Here is a 22,872-nt window from a genome sequence, read left to right on the forward strand (position 1 = left end):
ATGCCATCTAATGAACATCGAGCCTCCCAGCCTGAATATCCCGCTTGAGCGCAAAGAGCATTGGGGGCTCGTTCTCTGCGCCGCATGTGCCGTCGCTATTGCAGCTTCAGCGCTCGTGAGCATCCCCTTTGCTAAGGTGTTTGCTGCATCCTGCATCGTTGGTTTGCCCGTTCTGTGGCTCATTTTCTTTCCGTCGCCCGCCGTTGCCGCGTACACCAATCGTGCTGGCTTTATGCGCGTGTTGGTCTATTTCGTTCTCTTTAGCTACCTCGCTATAGCAAAGCGGGTTCTAGTTCCGTCGGTGTTGGCGGTCATCGAGCATGTCTTGGCATAACCCAGCGCTCAACGTCGCTCCCTTCGGTCGCTGGACGCTTCGCCGGCAAGCCGGCTCGCGCCCGTTAGCTCTACGTTAAAAGGCTCTGAGACTATGAATCGCATTTTTCTGGGCCTGGTGTTGGTTGCAACTCAGGCGAGCGCATCAAATCCACCCGTTTCGGGCGTCTTCAGTAACGCATCAGCGGATGCACTAAACGGGACGTTTAACCTTGTCGTTGTGGCGAGCGAAAGAGGCCAACAGTTTTATATTCAGTGTTTTAAGAACGGAAAGGCTGGCTTTGGGATGCTCACGAAACTCCAGAAGCCAAAGCTGAATGCGACCATTAATGCAGACTTATCGTGTCCGGCCTCAAAAATTGAAGTCGACCTCGACTATGAAGAAGCATATGTACGATTTGGCGGAAAGCATTTTGCTTTGCCACGGCGAGGAATATATGTGCCAATCGTTGACTAACCATGTAACTCGTCGCTGGACGCCCACGCTATGCGTGGGTCAGCTTAGTCGTTAAGTATTGCGATGAACGAGCTAAAGAAGTCGCATATTTCCCGTTGGATGATCCTCGGCTTTGTGGTCATGGGCATTGCTTCCTTTGGCGGTCTCGCAGCGATGATTGCGATTGCCGTAGACAAGATCAGATCTGGCAAGGGGTTGGATACTTACCGTACAACGTGGCTCGTTGAATTCAATTACGTTGGAATACTGGTTCTTTTTGGCGCAATCATCGTGGCTCTACTTATCGGCGGCTACTTGCGACTCCGTGAACACAAAGAGTGGCGGGAACTTGATAGGAAGTACGGCAATGGCAAAGATCATACTTAACTCGGCGCTCGATTCGGTCGCTTCGCGCCGTTCAGCTTAGCGTTAAACATCATGAAGACGATGAGCCGCCCGATGCTTGCACAAGGTGCCGCCTTGCTTGGAGCGGTGGCGAGTTGGGTATCGCTAGTATGGGTTGTGATTCTATTTGTTTACCCAGCAAGGTTAATTGCGCTTGCCGGCCTTGCTGCTTGCAGCACGCTATGGCTGGCAGTCGTCTTAGCCTTAATTCCGTTGCGCTGCCCTTCATGTGACAGGCGAATAGGCTTTATTAACCGATCAAATGCCCGGCCTAATTGGTCTCAAATGAAGGAACAATATGTCCCAATCCGAGCCTTGCTTAACAAACAGGTTGTGTGCCCGCATTGTGCAGCAGTCGCTTCTATACAGGCGAAAAATGATGTTTAACTCCACAATGAACACCGACGGCTTCGCCGCTGGTTATCTCAATCGTTAGAGCTCAAGTAAATGGAAACTGTAAAGGAACTGTTCGATGCAACTAGGACGCAGTTCCCGGAGTTGGCCGAGAAAACTGACAACCTGCATAAGCAGCGATACGTGGACGATGAGCTTGAGCTAAATTTTTTGTGGTTCGAGTGCTTAGCAGACGTGCTTAATGCCGAGATGACTGCGCACATACCGTACGAGAACTATGCGAACTTTTTTAATTTCATAAGTGATCAGTTGACAGAGAGCGGCCGTGAGATATACGAATGCATTGATGTCGCTCTGGTGGAGAATTTGTTCTTTGACGTCAATGCCAAACATGCAAAGCTGTACTGGGATAAATTGTCGAAACCGATCAAGGAGCTTTACCTTGGATTTCATGGTCAACCACCGCTCTAACATGCCACTGCACACTGTCACCTGCGGTGTAGGTGAGCTAACACGTTGAATCGCACCGTGAATGTCCGGTCTCGGCAAGGCTGACTGGCCGGTTAGGGTCGTCTGTTCCATGTAAGGCATTACTAACGACCGGCGGAAAGCTACCTTACAGCAGCCGGCGACGCTACCCTGTAATCCCGCTGGATTCGATCAAAAACTCACGTTGGCTCTCCCATAAATTCGGGATGCCTCTAGCAAAAAGGCAGTGGCATTATTTGCCCGCAACATTAAGTGACTGCAACGAGCAGTATTTCATTCGGTTGCCCAGAATCTAGGACCCAAATGGGAAATTATTTGAAGATCCGGGCTTTCATGCGCTGGACAGCTTTGTTAGCCGTAGCTTTTGCGCTCGTTAGTTGTGTAGCGACTAGTCGTTTGATCAACCACTCATTCGGTTTCGATATGAGAAAGGACGATCAGGATGCTGAAGTCTTGGACTATCGCTATGGCGACTCAAACGTACTAACTCGCGCAGACCAATGGAGAGTTGCGGAAGGAAAGCCATTCTACGCTGAAGCTATTTCGGGGCGAATGCCGCGCGGCGATCAGTTGTACGTGAAATGGAGAATTCTGAGTACCGGGAAAGTTTTCGAAGATGCAGTTGATCTGCGGAAGCGACTCCCCAGTGAAATCGAGGATCACAAACTCTATTTTATGGTTGAAGGGTCACAGCTATATGTCTACCTAATCTCTCCTGATTTGCGGCCGAAAGAATTGCCGCCGATTGGCCCGAGGACATATAGCTATCGAAAAACAATAATGATTTATCCAGACATGTCGAGATGACCTGAGCGGTATTTCGAGCCGGCGGTGCAAAGGGTCGGCCTTGAGTTTGGCTGGCATAGTCCGCTTTGGGTCGAAAGTGGACGCAAAGAACAAGTCTTTCGACCTAAGCCTGGAAAAGACAAAGCCACTGTTTGACCAGTGGCTTTGTCTTTTTGCGACAGTACTTACGTCGCCGAGGCCATCAACACGTTAACCAACCGGCTCGGCATTCCTGCCCGCCTTTCACCCGCTAGCGGTTACGCTGTGACATTTTCCCCAGTGCGATCGCCAGTGCGGCGCCGCCCAACGCTTTCACCAGCGTGGGATTCTGTGCGTAGAAGCGGCTCATCTGGTCGATCACGCCGGGGTTTTCACGCTCGGCATGCATGGCCAGTTCCTGGAATTCGTCCGGGCTCATGCGCTCCACGTCTTCAGGCCGAACCTGCGCCTGCTGCTGTCCCATCGCGCCGTTCAGCAGGCCGCCGAGGATGCCTCCGCCGCCGCCCACGCCCCGGTTGAGGAATGAACCGATGACGGCGGGGCCAAGCGCACCGAGCAGCTGGTTCATCATGCCGGCGCGCTGATGCGTGTCGGCCTGCCCGAAGAGTTGGCCAACCATGTTGGGAAATGGCGGCGTCTGGTCCGAGCGGAATGCTTCGCTCAGGCCATCGGCAAGATCGTCATTCGGCGATGACTGCGCCACCTGGTCGAAGTGTTGTTCGACTTCGTCGGGCGGCCGGTTCGGATTTGCACCGCCATACTGTTCCAGAATACGTCCAATATCAAAGCCTAGTCCCATCATGCTCTCCTTACGGATACGTTCGTTATGGTCATGTATGAAACAAAAGCTTTTCTGAAGTTCCGCATCGAACAAGCAGTACGATCCGCCAAAAATTGACTGCGGAAAAAAAAGAAAGCCGCCGATACATCGGCGGCTTTTCCTTTGCATGAAACCTGCGCTTCACGCGGCATGCATTACTTGAACTTCCATGCGCGCACGTAATTGACTTCGTACGAGTTCTGCTTGCCCTGCGGCGTCGAATCGTCCGGCGTGCCCGAGGCGCTGCCGTACCACAGGTCCAGCATCAGGTACATCGGATCCGGCATCGTCACGTTCACCACCAGCACTTCCTTGCCGTCGAAGTAGTAGGTCTGCTTGTTCGGTTCCCACTTCACTGCATACTTGTGGAAGCCTTCCGACAGATCGGTTGCGGTGTCGTACTGGCGCGTACCGACCAGCTGGCCTTCGCGGTCGCCCTTCCAGACGGTCGGCGCATAGGCGGTCGGATGTGCGACGCCATTCTTGTTTACACCCCAAGGTGCCGAACCGCCTGCGTATGCTTCCATCACGTCCATTTCCGGACGGCGCTCGTTGATGTGGTTGAACAGCCAGAATGCGGGCCAGGTGCCCTTGCCCACCGGCAGCTTCGCTTCGATCTCGAAGTAGCCGTAGGTCTGGTAGTACTTGCCATCGGTATCGAGCGTGCGGTTGAAGAAATTACCCGAGGCATCGCGCTGCGGCCAGATCTTCAGCGTGCCGTCTTCCACCGTGTAGTTCTTGGTCTGGTTGGACGTCTCGTACCACATGGCGTCATTCCAGAGGTTGCTGTTGTAGCTGTCAAACTCTTCGGAGAAGGTCAATGCGAACTGCGATGCATCCTGACCGAACGGCACTCTGCTCTCTACCGCCGGTGCGGGCGCGGCGGTTGTCGTGGTCTGAGCCGCTACGGATGCACTGCTCAAAGCAAGCAGGACCGTGGCGGAGGCGCAACAAAAAGTAGAAATCGCGGTTCGGTTGAAAGCAACATTAAACAAAACTGTTTCTCCTGATTCGAATTGATGGTAGCCAATCGTTCTTCATGGCAAGCGCTGTTAGGAGCTTACCCTTCGGAAAATGGTTCCGACGATCACCGAAATTAGCGGGAGTTTTTTCGTTTTGTGGTGCAAGGAACAAGGATTCCGTTATCGCCTGTGCATGAATCCGCAAAAGCGTGGTGAAGCAGGCATAAAAAAAAGGCCAGCGTTTCCGCTGGCCTCAAACACACCCCGCACAAGGCGGAGGCTCGAACCTTGCGAACCTCACCATCCCGGCGAGGTTCGCTTGCATGCTAGTTACTTGAATTTCCACGCACGGATGTAGTTGATCTCATACGAGTTTGTCTTGCCCTGCGGTGTCGTGCTGTCAGGCGTGCCGGAGGCGGAGCCGAACCACAGGTCCAGCATCAGGTACATCGGATCACTGAAGGTGGTGTTCAACACGAGCACTTCCTTGCCATCGAAGTAATAGGTCTGCTTGTTCGGTTCCCACTTCACGGCGTACTTGTGGAAGCCGGCCGACAGATCCATGCCTGTGTCGTACTGGCGCGTACCGACCAGTTGGCCGTCCACATCCCCCTTCCACACCGTCGGCGCGTAAGCCTGCGGGTGGGCGATGCCGCTGGAATCCTTGAAGCCCCAAGGTGCCGCACCGCCGGCGTACGCTTCCATCACGTCCATTTCCGGACGACGGGTGCCGATATGGTTGAACAGCCAGAATGCAGGCCATGTGCCTTTGCCAACCGGGAGCTTGGCATCGATCTCGAAGTAGCCGTAGGTCTGGTAGAACTTGCCATCGGTATCGATGGTGCGGTTGAAGAAGTTGCCCGACGCATCACGCTGCGGCCAGATCTTCAGCTTGCCGTCTTCGACCGTATAGTTCTTGGTCGGGTTGGATGTCTCGTACCAGATGTGGTCGTTCCACACGCTGGTGTTGTAGCCGCTGTTGAACTCGTCGGCGAAGGTCAGGGTGTAGGCAGTCGCATCCTGTCCAAACGGAGCGACGACTGTCGGTGCCGGAGCCGGTGCAGGGGCCGGTGCGGGCGCAGGAGCCGGTGCGGGGGCCGGTGCTGGCGCGGGCGCCGTCGTGGTAGTGCTGGAGTATTCGCACACCTTGTTTGCGCCCGGATACGGATCACCGAACACGGTGTTGTTGCAGGCGATCGAGCCGGTCGCCGTGCGCGTCGCCCAGCGGTCGCCGAGCCCGTAGCGCACTTCACGCGTGCCGGTGAAGGTGCAAGTGCCGTATTCGCTGGCACAGCGGGTCCAGGAAGTCGGGGCCGGGGCCGGGGCCGGGGCCGGTGCAGGTGCGGGAGCCGGAGCTGGTGCGGGAGCCGGAGCTGGTGCCGGCGCGGGAGCCGTGGTGGTGGTACTGGAATACTCGCACACCTTGGCAACGCCGGGATACGGATCACCGAAGACGGTGTTGTTGCAGGCGATCGAGCCGGTCGCGGTGCGGGTCGCCCAGCGGTCGCCGAAGCCATAGCGCACTTCGCGCGTACCGGTGAACGTGCAGGTGCCGTACTCGCTTGCGCAGCGGGTCCAGGGGGACGGAGCAGGTGCGGGCGCAGTCGTCGTCGTCGCGTAGTCGCATACCTTGCTTGCGCCCGGATAGGGATCGCCGAAGACCGTGTTGTTGCAGGCAACGGAACCGGTCACCGTACGTGTCGCCCAGCGCGTGTCGAGGCCATAACGCACCTGCGTCGTGCCGGGCACGCTGCAGTTGCCGTACTCGGTCGCGCAGCGCGTCCAGGAAGTCGTCGTGGTAGGCGCGGTTGTCGCCGGAGCTGGTGCGGGCACAGGTGCCGGTGCGGGGGCTTCGGTCGTCGTCGCGTATTCACACACCTTGTTTGCGCCCGGGTACGGGTCGCCGAAGACAGTGTTGTTGCAGGCGATTGAACCGGTGGCCGTGCGCGTGGCCCAGCGGTCGCCCAGGCCGTAACGCACCTGGCGCGTGCCGGTGAAGGTGCATGTGCCGTATTCGGACGCACAGCGCGTCCAGCTGGTGACGACGGTTGTTTCCGGCATCATGACCGCACCGGCTTCAGCGGACATGACGCTGCTGGCGGGTTCGACGGAGCTGCCGCCACAGGCGGCAAGAAGCACCGCGGCGCAGGCGCTCGACAGCGCGGCCACGGAAAAGTGGTGATGTGAGTAGTTCGACACGATGGCCCCTAAGAAGACGACTGCCGACGCGATTTATTGGCGGCAAGAGTTTCTTAAGAGCATTGCCCTTCGGAAATGGTTCCTCGCGAAGTAGAGGGGTTTCAGGGCGTATTTCTTCGTTTGCGGAATGGCATGCCAACGTGGAATCAGTTCGGTTCGCGATTCCTGAATTGCCAGGCCCGGATGTAATTCACTTCGAATGCATTCGCTTTTCCCGTCGGCGTGCTTTCATCGGGTTCACCGCTGGAGCTGCCGAACCAGAGGTCGACAAGGATATACATCTTGTCATTCATGTTGGCTTCCACGGAATAGGTTTCCTTGCCGTCAAGGTAGAACGTGACCTTGCCCGGCTCCCATTTCGCGGCGTACTTGTGGAATTTGGCGGAGAGATCCATCCGGGCGTCGTACTGTCGCGTGCCCGCGGACACGCCTTCATCCAGCCAGACCGTAGCGCCATAGGCGGTCGGCCGCGACACGCCCGCATCATCCGTGTAACCCCAGGGATCGATGCCGCCCGGGTAAGCTTCCATGATGTCGATTTCCGGCCGGCGGTTGCCGGGATGGGCGAACAGCCAGAACGCCGGCCACGTCCCCTTCCCGCGCGGGAGTTTCGCCTCCATTTCGAAGTAGCCGTATTTCTGTTCGAACCTGCCATCCGTGTCGAGCGTGCGATTGAAGAACTTGCCGGTCGCGTCGCGCTGCGGCCAGATCTTCAGCACGCCCTTCTCGACTGTGAAGTTCTTCGTCGGATTGGGCTTTTCGTACCAGATGTGGTCGTTCCATACCGCCGGGTTGAAGCTGTCGAATTCGTCGGCGAAGGTCAGCACATAGTCGGAGGCCTTTTGCCCGTAAGGCGCCTTCGCGGCACTGGAATCGCCACGCTTGGATTTTGCCGCCAGCGCCGCCACCTTTTGTGCGTCGAAGGCGGGCTCTTCGCCGCAGGCAGAGAAACCGGCCACGGCGAACGTACAGGACAACACGAGGTGGAGGAATCGTTTCATATGCGAGCGCTTCTGCCGCCGATCAGGACGGCTGGTAACCGTTCGGATTCATGCTCTGCCAGCGCCAATGGTCGGCGCACATTTCCGCCAGGCCGAGCCGTGCGCGCCAGTCGAGCACATGGAAGGCATTGCCGGGATCCGCATAGCACACCGCGATGTCTCCCGGCCTGCGCGCGGTAATCTGGTACGGGATCTTGCGTCCGCTTGCCTCTTCGAAGGCCCGGACCATTTCCAGCACGCTGTAGCCACGCCCGGTGCCGAGGTTAAGCGTGAAACTGCGCCCGGAGCGAAACAATTCGGCCAGCGCAGCAAGATGCCCGCGGGCGAGGTCCACCACGTGGATGTAATCGCGCACGCCCGTACCATCCGTCGTCGGATAGTCATCGCCAAAGACAGAGAGCTTCTCCCGCCGACCGACCGCCACCTGGGCAATGTAGGGCATCAGGTTGTTGGGAATGCCGCGCGGGTCTTCGCCAATCAAACCGCTGGGATGCGCGCCCGCCGGATTGAAATAGCGCAGCGCGCCGATCGCCCATTCCGGATCGGACTTGCCGAGGTCCTCGAGCACCTGCTCGACCATCAGCTTGGAGCGACCGTAGGGATTGGTGACCGACAAGCGAGCCGATTCGGTGATCGGCACCGTTTCCGGATCGCCGTACACGGTAGCGGAAGAACTGAACAGGAATTTCTTCACTCCGGCTGCGCCAAGGGCCTGCAGCAACGTGACCGATCCGCCAACATTGTTTTCAACATAATCGAGCGGTTGCGCAACAGATTCACCAACGGCCTTCAGACCGGCGAAGTGGATGGCTGCATCGACGCGATGCGTCTTCAGGATTGCGGCCAATGCTGCCCGGTCGCGCACGTCGGCTTCATAGAACGGAATCACATGGCCGGTGATGCGTTCCACCCGCGCCAGGGATTCCATTGAACTGTTGCAAAGGTTGTCGAGCGCGACGACGGCGTAGCCCGACGACAGCAGCTCGACGCAGGTATGCGAGCCGATATAGCCGGCAGCGCCGGTCACGAGAATGGTCTTGGGGCTGGTCATGCAGCGGTGCTCCGGTCGTAAGAGGTGGGTTTGGCGCTTCCCGAATGGATGAACGATCGCGCAGGCAGCGGTACGTTGCCGCTGCCCGTTCTATGCGCTGTCGCCGCCTATCCGTTGGTCGTTACGCCGCCTCCATGGCCAAAGGGCTGCTGGAGTTGCGGATCTCCCTGACGAGGTGTTCGGAAAGGCGGAACGCGAGCGCGGCAAGCGTGATGGTCGGGAAATTCGCACCGGCGGTCGGGAAGACGGAACTGCCGGCAACGAACAGGTTGGACATCCCGTGCACCTGGCAGTTGCGGTCGACCACGCCATATTTCGGCGAATCGTGCATGCGTGTGGTGCCCATGTGATGCCAGGTGCCTTCCAGGTCGGACGGCCACTTGCGGCCTTCCAGCGGCGTATCGAGCTCCACCTGGGCAACGCCGCTCTTGCGCATGTCTTCCGCCAGCAATGCCAGCGTGCGGTCGAAGGTGCGCTTCACCTTCGAAGTCAGGCGCCAGTCGACACGCACGCGGTTCATGCCGAGCTGGTCCTTCTGGGACGGCGACAGCATGACGCGGCTGTTCGGATCCGGTTCCGGTTCCACGATGAGCTGGAACTTGACGCCCTTGATCAGCCAGCGCGGCTGGAACAGGCGCGTATAGCCGTAGCCCAGCGTATCCAGCGGATGGGTCACCATGGTCAGGATGTCCTTGCCCAGGTTCCAGTCTTCCTGGTCCTTCTGCAGCATGGCCTGCTTGATGCGGAACAGCGCCTGCGCGCCTTCGCTGCCTTCGCCCGGGAAAATGGAATTGAACCAGACGCGCGCATTGAGGATGCCCTCTTCCTGCAGCACTTCCGGCGTGAGCGCGAACTGGTGCGCGACGTGCGTGCCGTGCGCGGCGACCGCAGCGTTCATGTAGTGGTACTTCACGTCGGACAGCTTGTTGCGTGCCCATTCGTCGGCGAAGCGGATGCTGCCCGTGATCAGGCGTGGATGGTCCATGAAGAAGCGGCCGACCAGATCATTGCCGTTGCCCAGTCCGCACGGCAGGATCTTGTTGGACGCCAGCAGCAGGCGCGCATTCTCGATGCCGCCCGTCGCGAGCACGTAATGCTTGGCCTTGACCTCCATGTACCTGCCCGTCAGCGTCGCGACTTGGATGCGCGTGACGTTCTGGCCCTGGCGGTCAGTGTCGATATTCGTGGCGTTCGCATAGAGGTAGACGCGGATGCGCTGGGACTGCTTGAGCGTCTCGCGGTACAGCTTGCCGAAGCGTGCCGGGGGACTGAACTGGGAAATGGTGTCGCGGATCTTCCCGCTCACGAGCGGCATCCGGCGAACGTCCGGTCGCCCGATCGATCGCTCCCAGAAATCGGGGTCGAAATTGTTCGGGCCCAGTTTGAGTAGCGCATGGGTGCGGTCGTAATACGGCGCCAGTTCGCTCAGGCCGAAGGGCCAGCCGCTGTGGTCGACCCAGTCGCGCTTCTCGAAGTCCCACGGGTCGAGCGGCCTGCACCATCCGCCCCAGCAATTGCTGCTGCCGCCGAGGAAGCGGCTACGGCTGCCGTCGGCAAAGTTGTAGCGCCACTCGCCTACGTCCTCGCCGCGATAGAGATCGCGCGTACCGTCGTCGGGCGCAAAACCGCCGCTTTCGAGAAGGCAGACATCGATGCCCTGCTTGTCCAGTTCCATCGCGAGGGTGATGCCTGCGACGCCCCCGCCGATGATGCACACCGTCGATTGAACGACGGACCCCTGTTCGACTCTTCGAGTGTCAATAAACATTATTCTTCTGCTTCCCTACAGTGAGAAAAGTCATCCCCGATAACCAATGCGCGCATGCTTTGCGCAACCAGATGGTCTGAAGATAGTTGGCAAATGCTTACGCCGTTTTGATGTGCGTTAGAAAGTTGTCACAATGCCGCGCGTCAATATCTGTCTCCTCATCAGAAAGACAAGGACGCATCTGGTTTGACGGCAAGGATCGCCCTCTTGAACTCCTCCTGGATGCGCTTGAGCGCCTCGGCCGATTCACCCTCGAAGCGCATCACGACCACCGGCGTCGTGTTGGACGAACGCGCCAGGCCGAAACCGTCCGCATACTCCACACGCAAACCGTCGATCGTCACGATCTGCTCCGCATCCGGGAACGTCGCTTCCTGCTGCAGCTTGCCGATCAGCTGTACGTTCTCGCCCTCTTCCAGGTGCAGGTGCAGTTCCGGCGTGCTCGACGCTTGCGGCAGCGCATTCAGTTCCGCCGACGGGTCATCCATGCGCGTGAGCAGTTCCAGCAGGCGCGCGCCGGCATACAGCCCATCGTCGAAGCCGTACCAGCGGTCCTTGAAGAACACATGCCCGCTCATCTCGCCGCCCAGCGGCGCCCCGGTTTCGCGCAGCTTGGCCTTCACCAGCGAATGCCCGGTCTTCCACATCAGCGGCACGCCGCCATGCTTCTTCACCCACGGCCCGATATGGCGCGTGCATTTGACGTCGTACAGGATTTCCTTGCCCGGATGGCGCGTGAGCACATCCTTGGCAAACAGCATCAGCTGGCGGTCCGGATAAATGATCTGGCCATCCTTGGTCACCACGCCCAGGCGGTCGCCATCGCCGTCGAAGGCCAGGCCGATTTCGGCATCGGTTTCCTTCAGGCAGCGGATCAGGTCCTGCAGGTTTTCCGGATGCGCCGGATCGGGATGGTGGTTGGGGAAATTGCCGTCGACTTCGCAGAACAGTTCGATCACCTCGCAACCCATGGCGCGGTACAGCTCGGGCGCGAAGGCACCGGCCACGCCATTGCCGCAATCGACCGCGATCTTCATCTTGCGGCTGGTCTTCACATCGCCTGCGATGCGCTCGATGTAGGCCTGCCTGATGTCATGCGTGCCGTAGCTGCCGTTGCCGGTGGCAAAGTCGCCGCGCACGATGGTCTGGTACAGGCCCTGGATGGCGTCGCCATAAATCGCTTCGCTGGCCAGCACCATCTTGAAGCCGTTGTAGTCAGGCGGGTTGTGGCTGCCGGTGACCATGATGCCGGAGGTCGCTTCCAGTACCTGGGTCGCGAAATACACCATGGGCGTGGCGACCACGCCGAGGTCGATCACGTTGATGCCGGCGCGCTGCAGGCCGGAGGCGAGCGCGGCGGAAAGTTCCGGGCCGGACAGGCGGCCGTCGCGGCCGATGACGACGGTTTGCTCACCCTTGATGCGGGCGGCTGTGCCGAAGGCCTGGCCGATCTGCCTGGCGATACCGATGTCGAGGGTCTTGCCGACGATGCCGCGGATGTCGTAGGCCTTGAAGATGCTGGGGGAGATGGAGAGCACGTTAGGTAGATGAGAAATGAAGGATGTAACTGAACTTGCTTGAAGGCGGGTCTTCAAAGTTGATACTCAAATTCCCCGTCGTTCCCGCGAAGGCGGGAACCCACAGGGAGCCAGTGATGACTGTCTCCCCATGGATCCCCGCCTGCGCGGGGATGACGGATTACGGTTGGGTGAGCATCAGCTTCATGAGCACGCCCGCCCACACATCTGAACCATCACGACGCCTCGATCAACGGCGTATTCCCCGGCCGCTGGTTGTACCCATACTTACCGTAGGTATAGCCATAACCGTAACGTCCCGGACGCACTTTCAGGTCGTTGAACAACACACCCTTCGCTTCCAGACCCGCCTGCGCAAGCCGCTTCATCGACTCGTTGATCTCGCCCGGCGTCGTCACACCCGCACGGGTCATGATGTAGATCGCGCCGCAATGCGAACCGATGATCATGGTGTCCGCGACAGCCAGGATCGGCGGCGCATCGATCAGCACCAGGTCGTAGCGCGCCGACAGCTCCTGCAGGAAGGTGCCGAAGTTCGGACGCAGCAGCAGCTCGGACGGATGCTGCGGCAAGGTGCCGGTCGTGATGAAGTCCATGTTCTCGATCACGCCGTGATGGATCACCTGGTCGAGGCGGCGTGCGCCGGCGATGGCATCCGACAGGCCGTCATGGCGGCCGAAGCCAAAGTACAGGTGCAGCAGGCCGTTGCGCAGGTCGGCATCGATCAGCAGCACCTTCTTGCCGGTCGCCGCCATGATTGCGGCGAGGTTGGCGGAGACGAAGGACTTGCCCATGCCCGGCGTCGCGCCGGTGATCAAGACAATGTTGTTCTTGAACTGCGGCATCGAGAATTGCAGCGCCGTACGGAAGTTGCGCAGGCTTTCGACCGCGACGTCGGTGGACGACACGTTCGCCAGGAGCGGCACCTTCTGGTGCTTGGCATTGACCTGCTGGTACAGCTCGCGCTGCTTCTTGCTGTGCGGGATGGTCGCATAGACCGGGATGCCCGCGATGTTCTCCACTTCCTCCGGCGAATCGACGGCACCCGCCAGGGACTTGCGGAAGAATGCGGCGACCACACCAAGGAACAGGCCAGCCAGCAGCGCTAGCGCCAGCACGACCGGACGGTTCGGCTTGACCGGCTTCTCAGGCAGCATCGGCGAGTCGACCAGGCGGACATTGCTGACCTTGCCCACGGTGATCAGGCGCAGTTGCTGCGAGGTGTTCAGCAGTGCGGTGTACAGCTCGGTGTTGACCTTCACTTCGCGTTGCAGGCGCAGCAGGTTCTGCTCAAGCGACGGCAGCTGCTTGATGTGGTCGTTCATTGCGGAGATCTGGCCGTTGATTTCCTTGAGCTGGCTGTCGATGCCTTGCACGGCCGGATGCTCGTCGGTGTAACGCGCCAGCAGTTCGATCTTCTTCTGCTGCAGTTCCATCTTCTTCAGCTTGGCAGCGGACGACTGCTGCAAGGTCAGCTTCGACTCTTCGCCCAGGTCGACCGTGCCGTTCTGGTTGCGGAAAGCGTTGTACTTCGCCTCGGCCTGTTCGAGCTGGCCCTTGATCTCGGGCAGCTGCTTGTTCAGGTAGGCAAGCGACTTCTCCGCTTCTTCCGTCTTGCGCGCGGAATTCTGGCGCACATATTCCTTGCTGATCTCATTGAGCACGGTATGCACCATGCGCGGATCATCGCCACGCAGGCTGGCGCCAATGACGCCGGACTGCTTGCCGCCGAGCTCCTCGACCTTCATGGAATTCTGGATGCCTTCGATCGTTGCCAAGCGCGAGCTGCGCGACATCAGGAATTCCGCACCCGGCTTGCCTTCAAGCTGGTTGACGCGAATCTCGATCGTGCCCTTCGGCAGCTCGAAGATCGCGGTTTCACCGACACGCGCCTTGAGATCGATCCCCTGCTCCTGCTGCAGCAGTCGGAATTCGTTATTCGGCAGGGCGATCAGCGAGAACTCGCGGTTGAGCAGCGTCTCGGGCACGTTGAAGACAGCGACGTCGATCTTCTCGGCACCCCAGGTATAGCCGCCCCAGCCGAACAGGCCGGGCGTGGAAAGTTGCTTGTTGCGCTCCGCCAGCCAGTTGCCGATCACCGGGATGCGCTTCGGTCCGGCGTTGATATACAGCCGCAGGTTGTCCGTCGCGCGGGACACCACGAGGCGCGATTGCAGCAGCTCCATCTCCGCCAGTGCCGAGGTCTTGACGTCAAACATGGACTGCAGGTCGCCGACGATGTTCTGCGACTTGGACGGGCCCTCTTCCTCGACGTGGATCAGCATGTTCGCCTGGTAGACCGGCGTCGTGAGGAACGCATACGCCGCGCCGATCAGTGTGGCGACCAGCGTAATGGTTGCGATCAGCCACCGGTTCTCCCACAGGACGTCGAGATACGTCGATAGCTCGGCTTCGTTTTCTTGCGGCCGGGCCGGGCCGGTCAGCAGAGGTATGGATTGATTCATCATAGGATTCTTCGCTTGTTGTTAGTTCGGTGACTTGCTGAGCGGGATTGGACTTTCCTGTCGAACCGTCGCAGCCTTGGCACGATCCGGGCGGGATGCCCGATTCATCCGGAGGGCATCCTTCACCCCCGGCACGGCATCGCCGTGCCGGTATCACTGCTAACGCGCGGGACCGACCGCGCCAACTGCGGACGACAAGGCGCCCGGCAGGATCAGGCTGATGGAGCGGTGCCAGTTGGCCAGCGGTGTCGCGGCGACATACACGACATCCTTGGGCGACAGTTCGAAACCCTCTGCCATGGCAAGCGCACCCGGCGAGCGTCCATCCAGCTGGTATACCACCTGTTCAGCGCCCTGCTTGCGGATCACGTAGATCTGGCTGCCGTCGCCGCTGGTCGGGTTGATGCCGCCCGATTCGCCCAGCGCTTCATTCAGCGTCAGGCTGCCGTTATGCATCGGCAATGCACGCGGGCTGACGACTTCACCGGAGACGAAGACCTTGCTTTCATCCCGCGAGCGTACGCGGATGACGTCGCCGCTGGTCAGCATGATGCTGGCGGGATTGATGCCACGCTGCACGAGCTGTGGGAGGTTGATGTAGTAGTTGGTGCCGTTGCGATTGACGATGATCTGGCTCTGGTCGCCCGTCGGGAGTACGCCGCCCGCGCGGTTGATGGCCTCGACCAATGTCATCGGAATATCGTTGATGGCCTGCAGTCCGGGGTTCTTCACTTCGCCGTCGACATACACACGCTTGCTGCGGAAGGATTGCACGCGAAGCGTGACCTTCGGCTGCTTCAGGTATTTGGCGAGCTTGGTCGACAACAGGTTGCGCGCCTGGTCTTGCGTCAGTCCCGCCACCTTGAGCGGGCCAGCGTACGGAAACTGGATCACGCCCTCGTGGTCCACCATGAAGCCGGCCGGCGGCGCGGTCGTGGCCGAGGTCGATGCGTCGGCACCGAGGCCGACCGGACCCGCCGTTGCCACGGTAGCGCTGTTGGACAGCTCGGGGTGATCCCACACGACGATGGACAACACGTCGCCGCTCTCGATGGTGTACGGTCCCGGCTTGCCGAGCAGCTTGCTGATGTCCTGGGAAACCTGCTTTTCGCGCGCTTCGCGTTCGGACCGCACAAGCTGCGGCGTGATATGCCGCAAGACAGGATTGATGTTTTCCGCGCCTGCCGCGGCGGTCGAATCAGGCGCGCTGGTGCCCGAACTGTAGTTCGATCCGTTGAAGTGCAGACCCGGTGCGACGGAAGCGCAACCCGCCGCAATCCATGGCATGACAACAACCATACTCCATCTCTTGAGAGATGCCTTGGACTTGAAGTGCATATGATTACCCCACTGAGTAGTACGATCCGGCCATGAAGACCGATTGGCTTTTGCTGAGAGAAGCATCTTCGAGATGTCGTCGTGCGGGCCGCTGTCTTCGACATTCACCGGCAAGTGCTTGCCGTGCTGGCAGGTGGTGAGTGGCTCGCTCCATCTCTTTCATTGCCGGTTGACTAGGCTTATCTTATGTACAACTTTACGTTTACCCTTCCTGCCTGTTTTGACACTCATCAACGGCGACCCAGATATGAAAAGCACATGAATCAAAGCGTTGTTTTGTTCCAATCGATGCGTTTTTCATAGGGACGCACTGCGCAACGCACAAGCGTTTTGCAACGCGATGCCGAAAGGTTTCGTTACATTGATGCTGCAGCTCTACAGCAATGAAGATAGGAGCAAGGCGCGTGGGCAACCTTGCGAAAAAGCACGCAGAAACGCGAAGGGACTTAATCGAAATTAAGTCCCTTCACTCTGGGAAGATGACGGCAGGGAAGTTGTTCTGCGGTAAGCGGAAATCAGGTGCCGCGCAGGGTTTGCAATGGAGGCTGACTCAGCACATTGCGCAGGCCGACCCAGCCGCCGACAAAGGCGCACAGCGAGCCGACGAACAAACCGGCGAGCCACACGACCGGACTGAAGCTCCATTCGAAGTTGAACACGAATTTCGCCAGCGCCCAGCCCACTGCTGCAGCCCCGCTCGCCGCGAGCATGCCGGCCAGTCCGCCAACGAGCGCGAACTCGATCCATTGCGATTGCGACAGCTGCGTGCGCGTAGCGCCGAGCGCACGCAGCAGTCCCGATTCGCGGATGCGCTCATCCTGCGAACCGACGAGCGCCGCATACAGCACGAGCACGCCTGACGCCAGCGTGAACAGGAACAGGAATTCGACTGCCGAGATCACCTGGTCGACCACGCCCTGCACCTGCTTGATCATGCTGCCCACATCGACCACGGTGAGGTTCGGATAGTCACGCGTGAGCCGGTTGATGAAGCCCGTCTTGTCGGCGGGCAGATGGAACGCGGTGATCCATGTCTGCGGCATGTTTTTCATGATCGACGGATTGAGGATCACGAAAAAATTGACGCGCATCGAGCCCCACTCGAGTTTGCGCAAGCTGGTGATGGTTGCTTCGACATGCTGGCCGCCGATGTCGAACTGCAGGCGGTCGCCGAGCTTCAGTCCGAGCGTCTTCGCCAGTCCCTCCTCCACCGAGGCTTCTGGCTTGCTGTTGTCGAACCAGCGGCCGGCGACGACCTGGTTCTGCTCGGGGATGTCGCGCATGGTGGACAGGTTGAACTCGCGGTCGACGAGCCGCCGCGCGCGATCCTCGGCGTAGCTGTCCACGGTCACCACCTTGTCGTTCACCTGCACGAGCCGCCCGCGGATCATCGGGTAGAGCAGGCTGCGTCCGCGGCTGTTCTCGGCAATCCGCTTCTCGATATCGGCCTTCTGTTCAGGCTGGATGTTGATGATGAAGCGGTTCGGCGCATCCGGCGGCGTGGACTCGCGCCAGGCACTGACCAGGTCGCCGCGGATCACGGTCAGCAGCAGCAATGCCATCAGGCCAAGCGACAAGGCGACGATCTGCACGACCGTCGCGCCGGTGCGGCGCTGCAATGCGGTGACGGCAAAACGCCAGCCCGGGTGGTTGAGCGCGGGACGCAGGAAGCGCAAGGACTTCACGCATAGGTAGCCGACAAGCGCAAACGCGGCGAATCCGCCAAGAAAGCCCGCTGCCGTCAGCAAGCCAAGTTTCGGATCGCCGGCTTGCCACAGGAGCAAGCCGATGAAGGCAGTCAGGCCGAGTGCATACGTCGCCACGGTGACTGGCTGCGGCGCGTCCTGTTCGCGACGGATCACGCGGTTGTGCGGCACGTTGCGCAGCTGGAGGATGGGCGGAATCGCGAATCCGACGAGCAACACCAGACCTGTCACCACGCCTTGCAACGCAGGAATCACACTCGCCGGCGGCAGGGTGTTGGTCACGAGGCGGGCCAGCCATTCCAGCAACACGAAATGCGCCGCAAATCCTACTGCCGCGCCGAGCAAGCTGCCGACGAGGCCGACCGTCACGAATTCGATCAGGTACATCGTGGTGACCTGGTTCTGCGTCAGGCCGAGGCAGCGCAGCATGGCGCAGGCATCGATGTGGCGCAGCATGAAACGACGCGCGGCCATCGCCACCGCAATGGCCGCGAGCATGGCCGATAACAGGCCCACGAGCGACAGGAATTGCTCGGCGCGATCGAGCGTCGCCCGCATTTCCGGCCGTCCGGATTCCAGCGACTCGAGTCGCACGCCCTTGATGTAGTCACTCTCGATCCGGTCCTGTACCCAGCGCTGAAAGGCCGCAACCTTCGCGGTGTCCCCTGCCACTTGCAGGCGGTAGATCACACGCGATCCGAACTGGATCAGGTTGGTGGCGGGAAGGTCAGCAAGCGGCAGCATGACGCGCGGTGCAAAGTTGATGAACCCCGCGCCGCGATCCGGTTCGACGGCGATCACTTTGGCGACGCGGAAGGTCTTGTCGCCGAGCCGGAGGCTTTCCCCCACGGCGACGTCAAGCGCTTGCAGCACACCAGCATCGACCCAGACGGTGTCCGCAGCGGGAATTTCGCGTGTTTCCGCATCTGCCGCTTCCGGCTGATCCGCAATCCTGAGCGCGCCGCGCAGCGGATAGCCGGGCGAGACCGACTTCACTGACGCAAGTTGCGAGCGCGTATTGTCCCCTTCGCCCGCCAGCGCCATGCTGGGGAAGGTCACGGTATCGGCCAGCGTCAGTCCGCGCTTCTGCGCCTCCTCGCGCCATGCTTGGTGGATGGGCTGGTCGGCATTGATGACGAGATCCGCACCGAGAAGCCTGTGCGCATCGCGGCTCAAGCCGGCACGCATCCGATCGACAAAGAATCCAACGGACGACAGCGAGGCAACCGCCACGATCATCGCCACCAGCAGGAAACGAAGTTCTCCCGCCCGCCAGTCGCGGCGGGTCATCAGCAATGCCTGTTTCAGCATCAGGTACTCAACTTTCGGAAAAGCCATCGAAGGCCGCGCCACAGCTTCGGCATCAGCCACAATGCAACGAGGAAAAATGCGATCAGGAAAGCGAACAGCACCAGCGGATGGAAGAAAGCCATCCACAGTCCGCCCAGCACCGCGACGTCCTCTGTAAACGAGGCTGCCCAGTTGCTGAACGGCTCAGGGGAAGTATTGATCAGCGCACGGCTTCCCGCCTTGGTCACATGCGCGCCCGCGGCAAAGGTGCCGCCGAGCAGCGCCGCGATGGCCGTCCACTCGGCGCCCATTTCCCCCAGCGCGGCAGCGCCGATCACGGCGCCCGCGGGCACGCGGATAAAGGTCTGTACCGCATCCCATGCGGAATCGATGCCTGGCACCTTGTCGGCAAGGAATTCCACCAGCAGCAGCGCGCCGGTGACGGCCATGACCCACGGCGATTGCAGTACTTCGAGCGCCGGCGGCAAATCAATCCAGCCTGCGCGGCCGAACCAGCCGGCGACAAACAGCGTCATGTAGAGCCGGATGCCGCTGGCCCACGACAATCCTCCTGCCAGCGCAGCGGCGGACAGTGTCTCAGCCATTGTCCCTCCTGCTGTGACACAGGAACATCCGCCGCCGGCGAATCACCGGCAGCTGGAACACGACGGGCAACGCGGCATCTTTCATCGAACCCTCTTGAGGGTGGTTACTGCTCGAAGAATGCGTCCACTTCGTTCAGGTATTTCTGCTTGGCCTGCGCATCGAGGAAAGACGCGGAAAAGCTGTTGCGCGCCAATTGGTACGCATGATTCTTGTCCAGCGGCAAAGCCTCGAACATCTGCAGGAAATTCTCGTTCACGTAGCCGCCAAAATAGGCCGGGTCATCCGAGTTGACCGTCACGACAAGACCGGCATCCAGAAGCTTCAGCATATTGTGATCCGCGACCTTGTCGAACACACGCAACTTGATATTGGACAGCGGGCAGACGGTGAGCGGCATTTTTTCGCGCGCGAGGCGTTGCGTCAGCGCCGGGTCCTCAAGACAGCGCACCCCATGGTCAATGCGTTCCACCTTGAGCAGGTCGAGCGCGGTGCGGATGTATTCCGGCGGTCCCTCCTCGCCCGCGTGCGCCACCAGGCGCAGTCCCAGCTCCTTGCATCGCGCAAACACACGCGCAAACTTCTCCGGCGGATGGCCGCGCTCGGAGGAATCCAGTCCGACACCGACAAACTTGTCACGATGCGGCATCGATTGCTCCAGCGTGTCGAACGCGGCCTCTTCCGACAGATGGCGCAGGAAGCACATGATCAGCGCCGAGCTCATCCCCCATTCCGACTGCGCATCCTTGAGCGCACGATGGATGCCATTGATGGCGGTTGCGAAGGGAACGCCGCGCTCGGTGTGCGTCTGCGGATCGAAAAAGATTTCGGTATGGCGGACGTTGTCGGCATGGGCGCGCCGCAGGTAGGCCCAGGTCATGTCGTAGAAATCCTGCTCCTTCAGCAGCACGCTGGCACCCGCGTAATAAATATCGAGAAAGGATTGCAGGTCGGTGAATGCATAGGCGCGACGCAAGTCCTCGACGGAGGCATAGTTCAGCTTGACCTGGTTGCGCTCGGCCAGGGCGAAAATCAGTTCAGGCTCGAGCGAGCCTTCAATATGCATGTGCAGCTCCGCCTTGGGCATCTGCTTGAGGGTTTCGCGTAGTGCGGCATCCATTTTCCCGTCCTCCTTTTACCGTGAATTATGCAGCGATTGTACGGTAACAAGGGGCGGATGCGGGAACACCGAATCACTCGGGCGATACTCCCCGGATACTTACATCGTGGCACCCCGTCCGCCTTCGGCATGGGTCTTTTCCCATGCCTCCTGGCATGGTGCGCAGCGCTCAGCAGTCGGCTGCACCTTGAGACGTTCGTACGGGATTTCCGTTTCGCAGGTCACGCAGTCGCCGTAAGTATCGTTCTCCATGCGGATGCGTGCCGCCTCAATGGCGCGCAACTCGACGATGTCGCGGGTGATCGCAGCGTTGCCAAGATCGACCGCGAGGTTGGCGAACGACGAATCGCCGGGATCCGGTGCTTCGGTCGCGACATCCAGGTAGTCGTCCTGCTCGCTCACTTCCCGGTCCAGCTCGGCGCTGAGTTCCTTGAAGCGGTCGTCCAGCATCTGTTTAAGTTCGGCAAGTTGGCCATCGCTCAGGTTTGACATGGCGTGTCTCTCGGAATAACGAAGTGATCAATGCCGCCGCGGCGGCGCGTGGCCCTTTCAGCCCGGCCGCATACCGGACGGCTGCGGCCGCATCCGCCACCAGGCGGCAATGGCAAGTCCAACGCCAAACATCATCGCAGTGACAATGCGCGGCCGGATTGCGGCGCTCGTGTACAGGCTCGATTCGAAAACCGGACCAGGTAGTCCCTGACGTTCCAGCAGGTCCGGTCCGGGGTGATACAGGCTGTTCTGGGTGCGATCGCGTGCAGGCGCGCTAGTCTTCTGCTGGCGAAACATGAAGCGCTTCATGTAGCTGTCCATTGTTCGCGGCGCATAGTGCGCTGTCGACGACGCCAGTTTCGCCGTTCCGCCGACAAAGATATCGCGCTTGAAATTCTCGGCGGCATAGAGGATGGCGTCGGCAGCAATATCGGGCGCATAAATCGGCGGCGGCAGGCGCGGTTCGACGGCCATGTAGTTCTTCGCATGCTCGACGAACATCGTATCCAGGGCTGCGGGCTTGATGAGCGTCACGGCCACCGGCGCTTTGTCCTCTTCCAGCTCCAGGCGGAAGGAATCCGTAAAGCCCTTGACCGCGTGCTTCGACGCCGCGTACATGCCTTGCAGCGGCAAGGCGTGGTCGGACACTTCGCTGCCGATATTGATGATCGCGCCGCCGCGCTGCCGGAGATGCTTTGCCGCGATCAACGAACCGTGGACCACGCCCCAGAAGTTCGTCTGGAACAGGCGCCGCTGGTCCTCCATGGAAATATCCTCGGTCCTGCCGAAGATCGAGACACCCGCATTGTTGACCCAGGTATCGAACCCGCCGAAGCGATCGATCGCGGCCTGCGCCACCTTGCGCACGTCTTCCTCGATGCCGACATCGGCAACCACATGGATCACCTCGTTGCCGCGCTTGGTCAGTTCGAACGCGAGCTGCCGCAGTGCATCCTCGTTGCGAGCCACCAATACAAGCCTTGCACCGCGCTGGGCCGCCTTGCGCGCAGTCGTCAGGCCGATGCCGCTCGTCGCACCGGTAATCACCATGACCTGCTCTGCAATCTTCTTCAGCTGCAATTTCATAAGGGCGCTCCTTTCCGCTATCGCCGCAGCGAAAAACATGCCTGCCGCGCGCACTGGTTGCTCCCCGTGCAATCGCGCAAAACAGGCAGCGGCGCTGCAATTTTTACCGCGCGTGTGCGTAATTTTTCATCGCCGCGCGGCTTCCCGATTCGGTCTACAATCAGTCAGTGCGGCGTCGCTCCAGCGATGCCAAGGCACAACGGCAAGCGCAATGCAATAAGAAGCCTAGTCCGGGCGCGCCCGGCAACAGGCAGGAGAATCGCAATGAACTTTCCGAGAAATCATTTCGGCGTCCCGCAATACCCTATCCACGATGCGCGCCGCCTTTTCGTCCTCCTTTCCGCCATCGACCTGCTCGAACGGCCCACCGTCTCCGCCATCGCCGACCTGACCGGCCACGACCGGGAAACCATCGACGCCGAGGTTCAACGCCTGCGGGAAGAATTCGGCGTCGTCCTGCACAAGGTCGGGGAGATTTATCACATCGAATCCTGGGGCGAAGTCCTGAAAAAAAACGGCGTCAAGCGATACCTCAAGGCCTGATCCCCGGCCCGGTGTTGCTGCGCACCAAAAAAGTGCATTTCGTGTAGACTCGCCTGCTTTGGCCAGCTTTCGTCAACGGAGCACTGA

General features: G+C 60.0%; 20 protein-coding genes. 6 read left to right on the top strand and 14 right to left on the bottom strand.

The window, feature by feature from the left end; all coding sequences use genetic code 11:
* The first annotated feature begins 10 nt into the window (after nucleotides 1-10).
* The 5 genes from ACNOHI_RS14250 to ACNOHI_RS14270 all read left to right on the top strand — a co-directional run bounded on the left by ACNOHI_RS14250 (nucleotide 11) and on the right by ACNOHI_RS14270 (nucleotide 2,824).
* Nucleotides 11-334, top strand: coding sequence for a hypothetical protein (locus ACNOHI_RS14250; protein WP_420475329.1), 324 nt, complete (start codon nucleotides 11-13; stop codon nucleotides 332-334).
* Between the two features lie 93 nt (nucleotides 335-427).
* Nucleotides 428-790, top strand: a complete 363-nt coding sequence (locus tag ACNOHI_RS14255; protein ID WP_420475330.1) for a hypothetical protein — start codon at nucleotides 428-430, stop codon at nucleotides 788-790.
* 63 nt (nucleotides 791-853) lie between these two features.
* Entirely contained in the window at nucleotides 854-1,156 is a 303-nt protein-coding gene (locus ACNOHI_RS14260; RefSeq protein ID WP_420475331.1) for a hypothetical protein, read from the top strand.
* A gap of 465 nt (nucleotides 1,157-1,621) precedes the next feature.
* Nucleotides 1,622-1,999, top strand: coding sequence for a DUF7674 family protein (locus ACNOHI_RS14265; protein WP_420475332.1), 378 nt, complete (start codon nucleotides 1,622-1,624; stop codon nucleotides 1,997-1,999).
* Between the two features lie 321 nt (nucleotides 2,000-2,320).
* Nucleotides 2,321-2,824 carry a hypothetical protein gene (locus tag ACNOHI_RS14270; RefSeq protein WP_420475333.1) on the top strand — a complete coding sequence of 168 codons (504 nt, stop codon included), beginning with the start codon at nucleotides 2,321-2,323 and terminating at the stop codon, nucleotides 2,822-2,824.
* Nucleotides 2,825-3,053: 229 nt separating this feature from the next.
* Here ACNOHI_RS14270 and ACNOHI_RS14275 read toward each other — a convergent pair whose 3' ends face one another.
* The 14 genes from ACNOHI_RS14275 to ACNOHI_RS14340 form a co-directional block, all read right to left on the bottom strand.
* A complete protein-coding gene (locus tag ACNOHI_RS14275; RefSeq protein ID WP_420475334.1) occupies nucleotides 3,054-3,605 on the bottom strand; it encodes a hypothetical protein in 552 nt (183 codons plus the stop codon).
* A gap of 173 nt (nucleotides 3,606-3,778) precedes the next feature.
* Nucleotides 3,779-4,477, bottom strand: coding sequence for a glycoside hydrolase family 16 protein (locus ACNOHI_RS14280; RefSeq protein ID WP_420475335.1), 699 nt, complete (start codon nucleotides 4,475-4,477; stop codon nucleotides 3,779-3,781).
* Nucleotides 4,478-4,915: 438 nt separating this feature from the next.
* Nucleotides 4,916-6,784, bottom strand: a complete 1,869-nt coding sequence (locus ACNOHI_RS14285) for a glycoside hydrolase family 16 protein (protein WP_420475336.1) — start codon at nucleotides 6,782-6,784, stop codon at nucleotides 4,916-4,918.
* A 146-nt stretch (nucleotides 6,785-6,930) separates the two neighbouring features.
* Nucleotides 6,931-7,785, bottom strand: coding sequence for a glycoside hydrolase family 16 protein (locus tag ACNOHI_RS14290; protein WP_420475337.1), 855 nt, complete (start codon nucleotides 7,783-7,785; stop codon nucleotides 6,931-6,933).
* A gap of 22 nt (nucleotides 7,786-7,807) precedes the next feature.
* A complete protein-coding gene (gene galE, locus ACNOHI_RS14295; protein WP_420475338.1) occupies nucleotides 7,808-8,836 on the bottom strand; it encodes a UDP-glucose 4-epimerase GalE in 1,029 nt (342 codons plus the stop codon).
* A gap of 121 nt (nucleotides 8,837-8,957) precedes the next feature.
* Nucleotides 8,958-10,604 (bottom strand): FAD-dependent oxidoreductase, encoded by a 1,647-nt coding sequence (locus tag ACNOHI_RS14300; RefSeq protein WP_420475339.1) that lies wholly within the window; start codon nucleotides 10,602-10,604, stop codon nucleotides 8,958-8,960.
* A 161-nt stretch (nucleotides 10,605-10,765) separates the two neighbouring features.
* Nucleotides 10,766-12,142: a phosphomannomutase/phosphoglucomutase gene (locus ACNOHI_RS14305; RefSeq protein ID WP_420475340.1), complete on the bottom strand. Its 1,377-nt coding sequence runs from the start codon at nucleotides 12,140-12,142 to the stop codon at nucleotides 10,766-10,768.
* A 215-nt stretch (nucleotides 12,143-12,357) separates the two neighbouring features.
* A complete protein-coding gene (locus ACNOHI_RS14310) occupies nucleotides 12,358-14,610 on the bottom strand; it encodes a polysaccharide biosynthesis tyrosine autokinase (RefSeq protein WP_420475341.1) in 2,253 nt (750 codons plus the stop codon).
* A 156-nt stretch (nucleotides 14,611-14,766) separates the two neighbouring features.
* Nucleotides 14,767-15,906 (bottom strand): polysaccharide biosynthesis/export family protein, encoded by a 1,140-nt coding sequence (locus ACNOHI_RS14315; protein ID WP_420475342.1) that lies wholly within the window; start codon nucleotides 15,904-15,906, stop codon nucleotides 14,767-14,769.
* Nucleotides 15,907-16,460: 554 nt separating this feature from the next.
* Complete coding sequence (locus ACNOHI_RS14320; protein ID WP_420475370.1) at nucleotides 16,461-18,962, bottom strand: ABC transporter permease; 2,502 nt, start codon at nucleotides 18,960-18,962, stop codon at nucleotides 16,461-16,463.
* Nucleotides 18,962-19,546, bottom strand: coding sequence for a DUF4126 domain-containing protein (locus ACNOHI_RS14325; protein WP_420475343.1), 585 nt, complete (start codon nucleotides 19,544-19,546; stop codon nucleotides 18,962-18,964). Before ACNOHI_RS14325 ends, ACNOHI_RS14320 begins: the two co-directional genes overlap by 1 nt.
* A 104-nt stretch (nucleotides 19,547-19,650) precedes the next feature.
* Entirely contained in the window at nucleotides 19,651-20,664 is a 1,014-nt protein-coding gene (locus tag ACNOHI_RS14330; protein ID WP_420475344.1) for an adenosine deaminase, read from the bottom strand.
* Nucleotides 20,665-20,763: 99 nt separating this feature from the next.
* Entirely contained in the window at nucleotides 20,764-21,156 is a 393-nt protein-coding gene (locus ACNOHI_RS14335; RefSeq protein ID WP_420475345.1) for a TraR/DksA family transcriptional regulator, read from the bottom strand.
* A 57-nt stretch (nucleotides 21,157-21,213) separates the two neighbouring features.
* Nucleotides 21,214-22,242, bottom strand: coding sequence for an SDR family oxidoreductase (locus ACNOHI_RS14340; protein ID WP_420475346.1), 1,029 nt, complete (start codon nucleotides 22,240-22,242; stop codon nucleotides 21,214-21,216).
* A gap of 264 nt (nucleotides 22,243-22,506) precedes the next feature.
* Between ACNOHI_RS14340 and ACNOHI_RS14345 the strand changes: the two genes are divergently transcribed.
* The gene (locus tag ACNOHI_RS14345) at nucleotides 22,507-22,785 is read left to right on the top strand and encodes a hypothetical protein (RefSeq protein ID WP_420475347.1); all 279 of its coding nucleotides are present in this window, start codon (nucleotides 22,507-22,509) and stop codon (nucleotides 22,783-22,785) included.
* The last annotated feature ends 87 nt before the right edge of the window (nucleotides 22,786-22,872 follow it).

The sequence above is a fragment of the Noviherbaspirillum sp. ST9 genome (genome assembly GCF_048799745.1).
Taxonomy (GTDB): domain Bacteria; phylum Pseudomonadota; class Gammaproteobacteria; order Burkholderiales; family Burkholderiaceae_D; genus Noviherbaspirillum.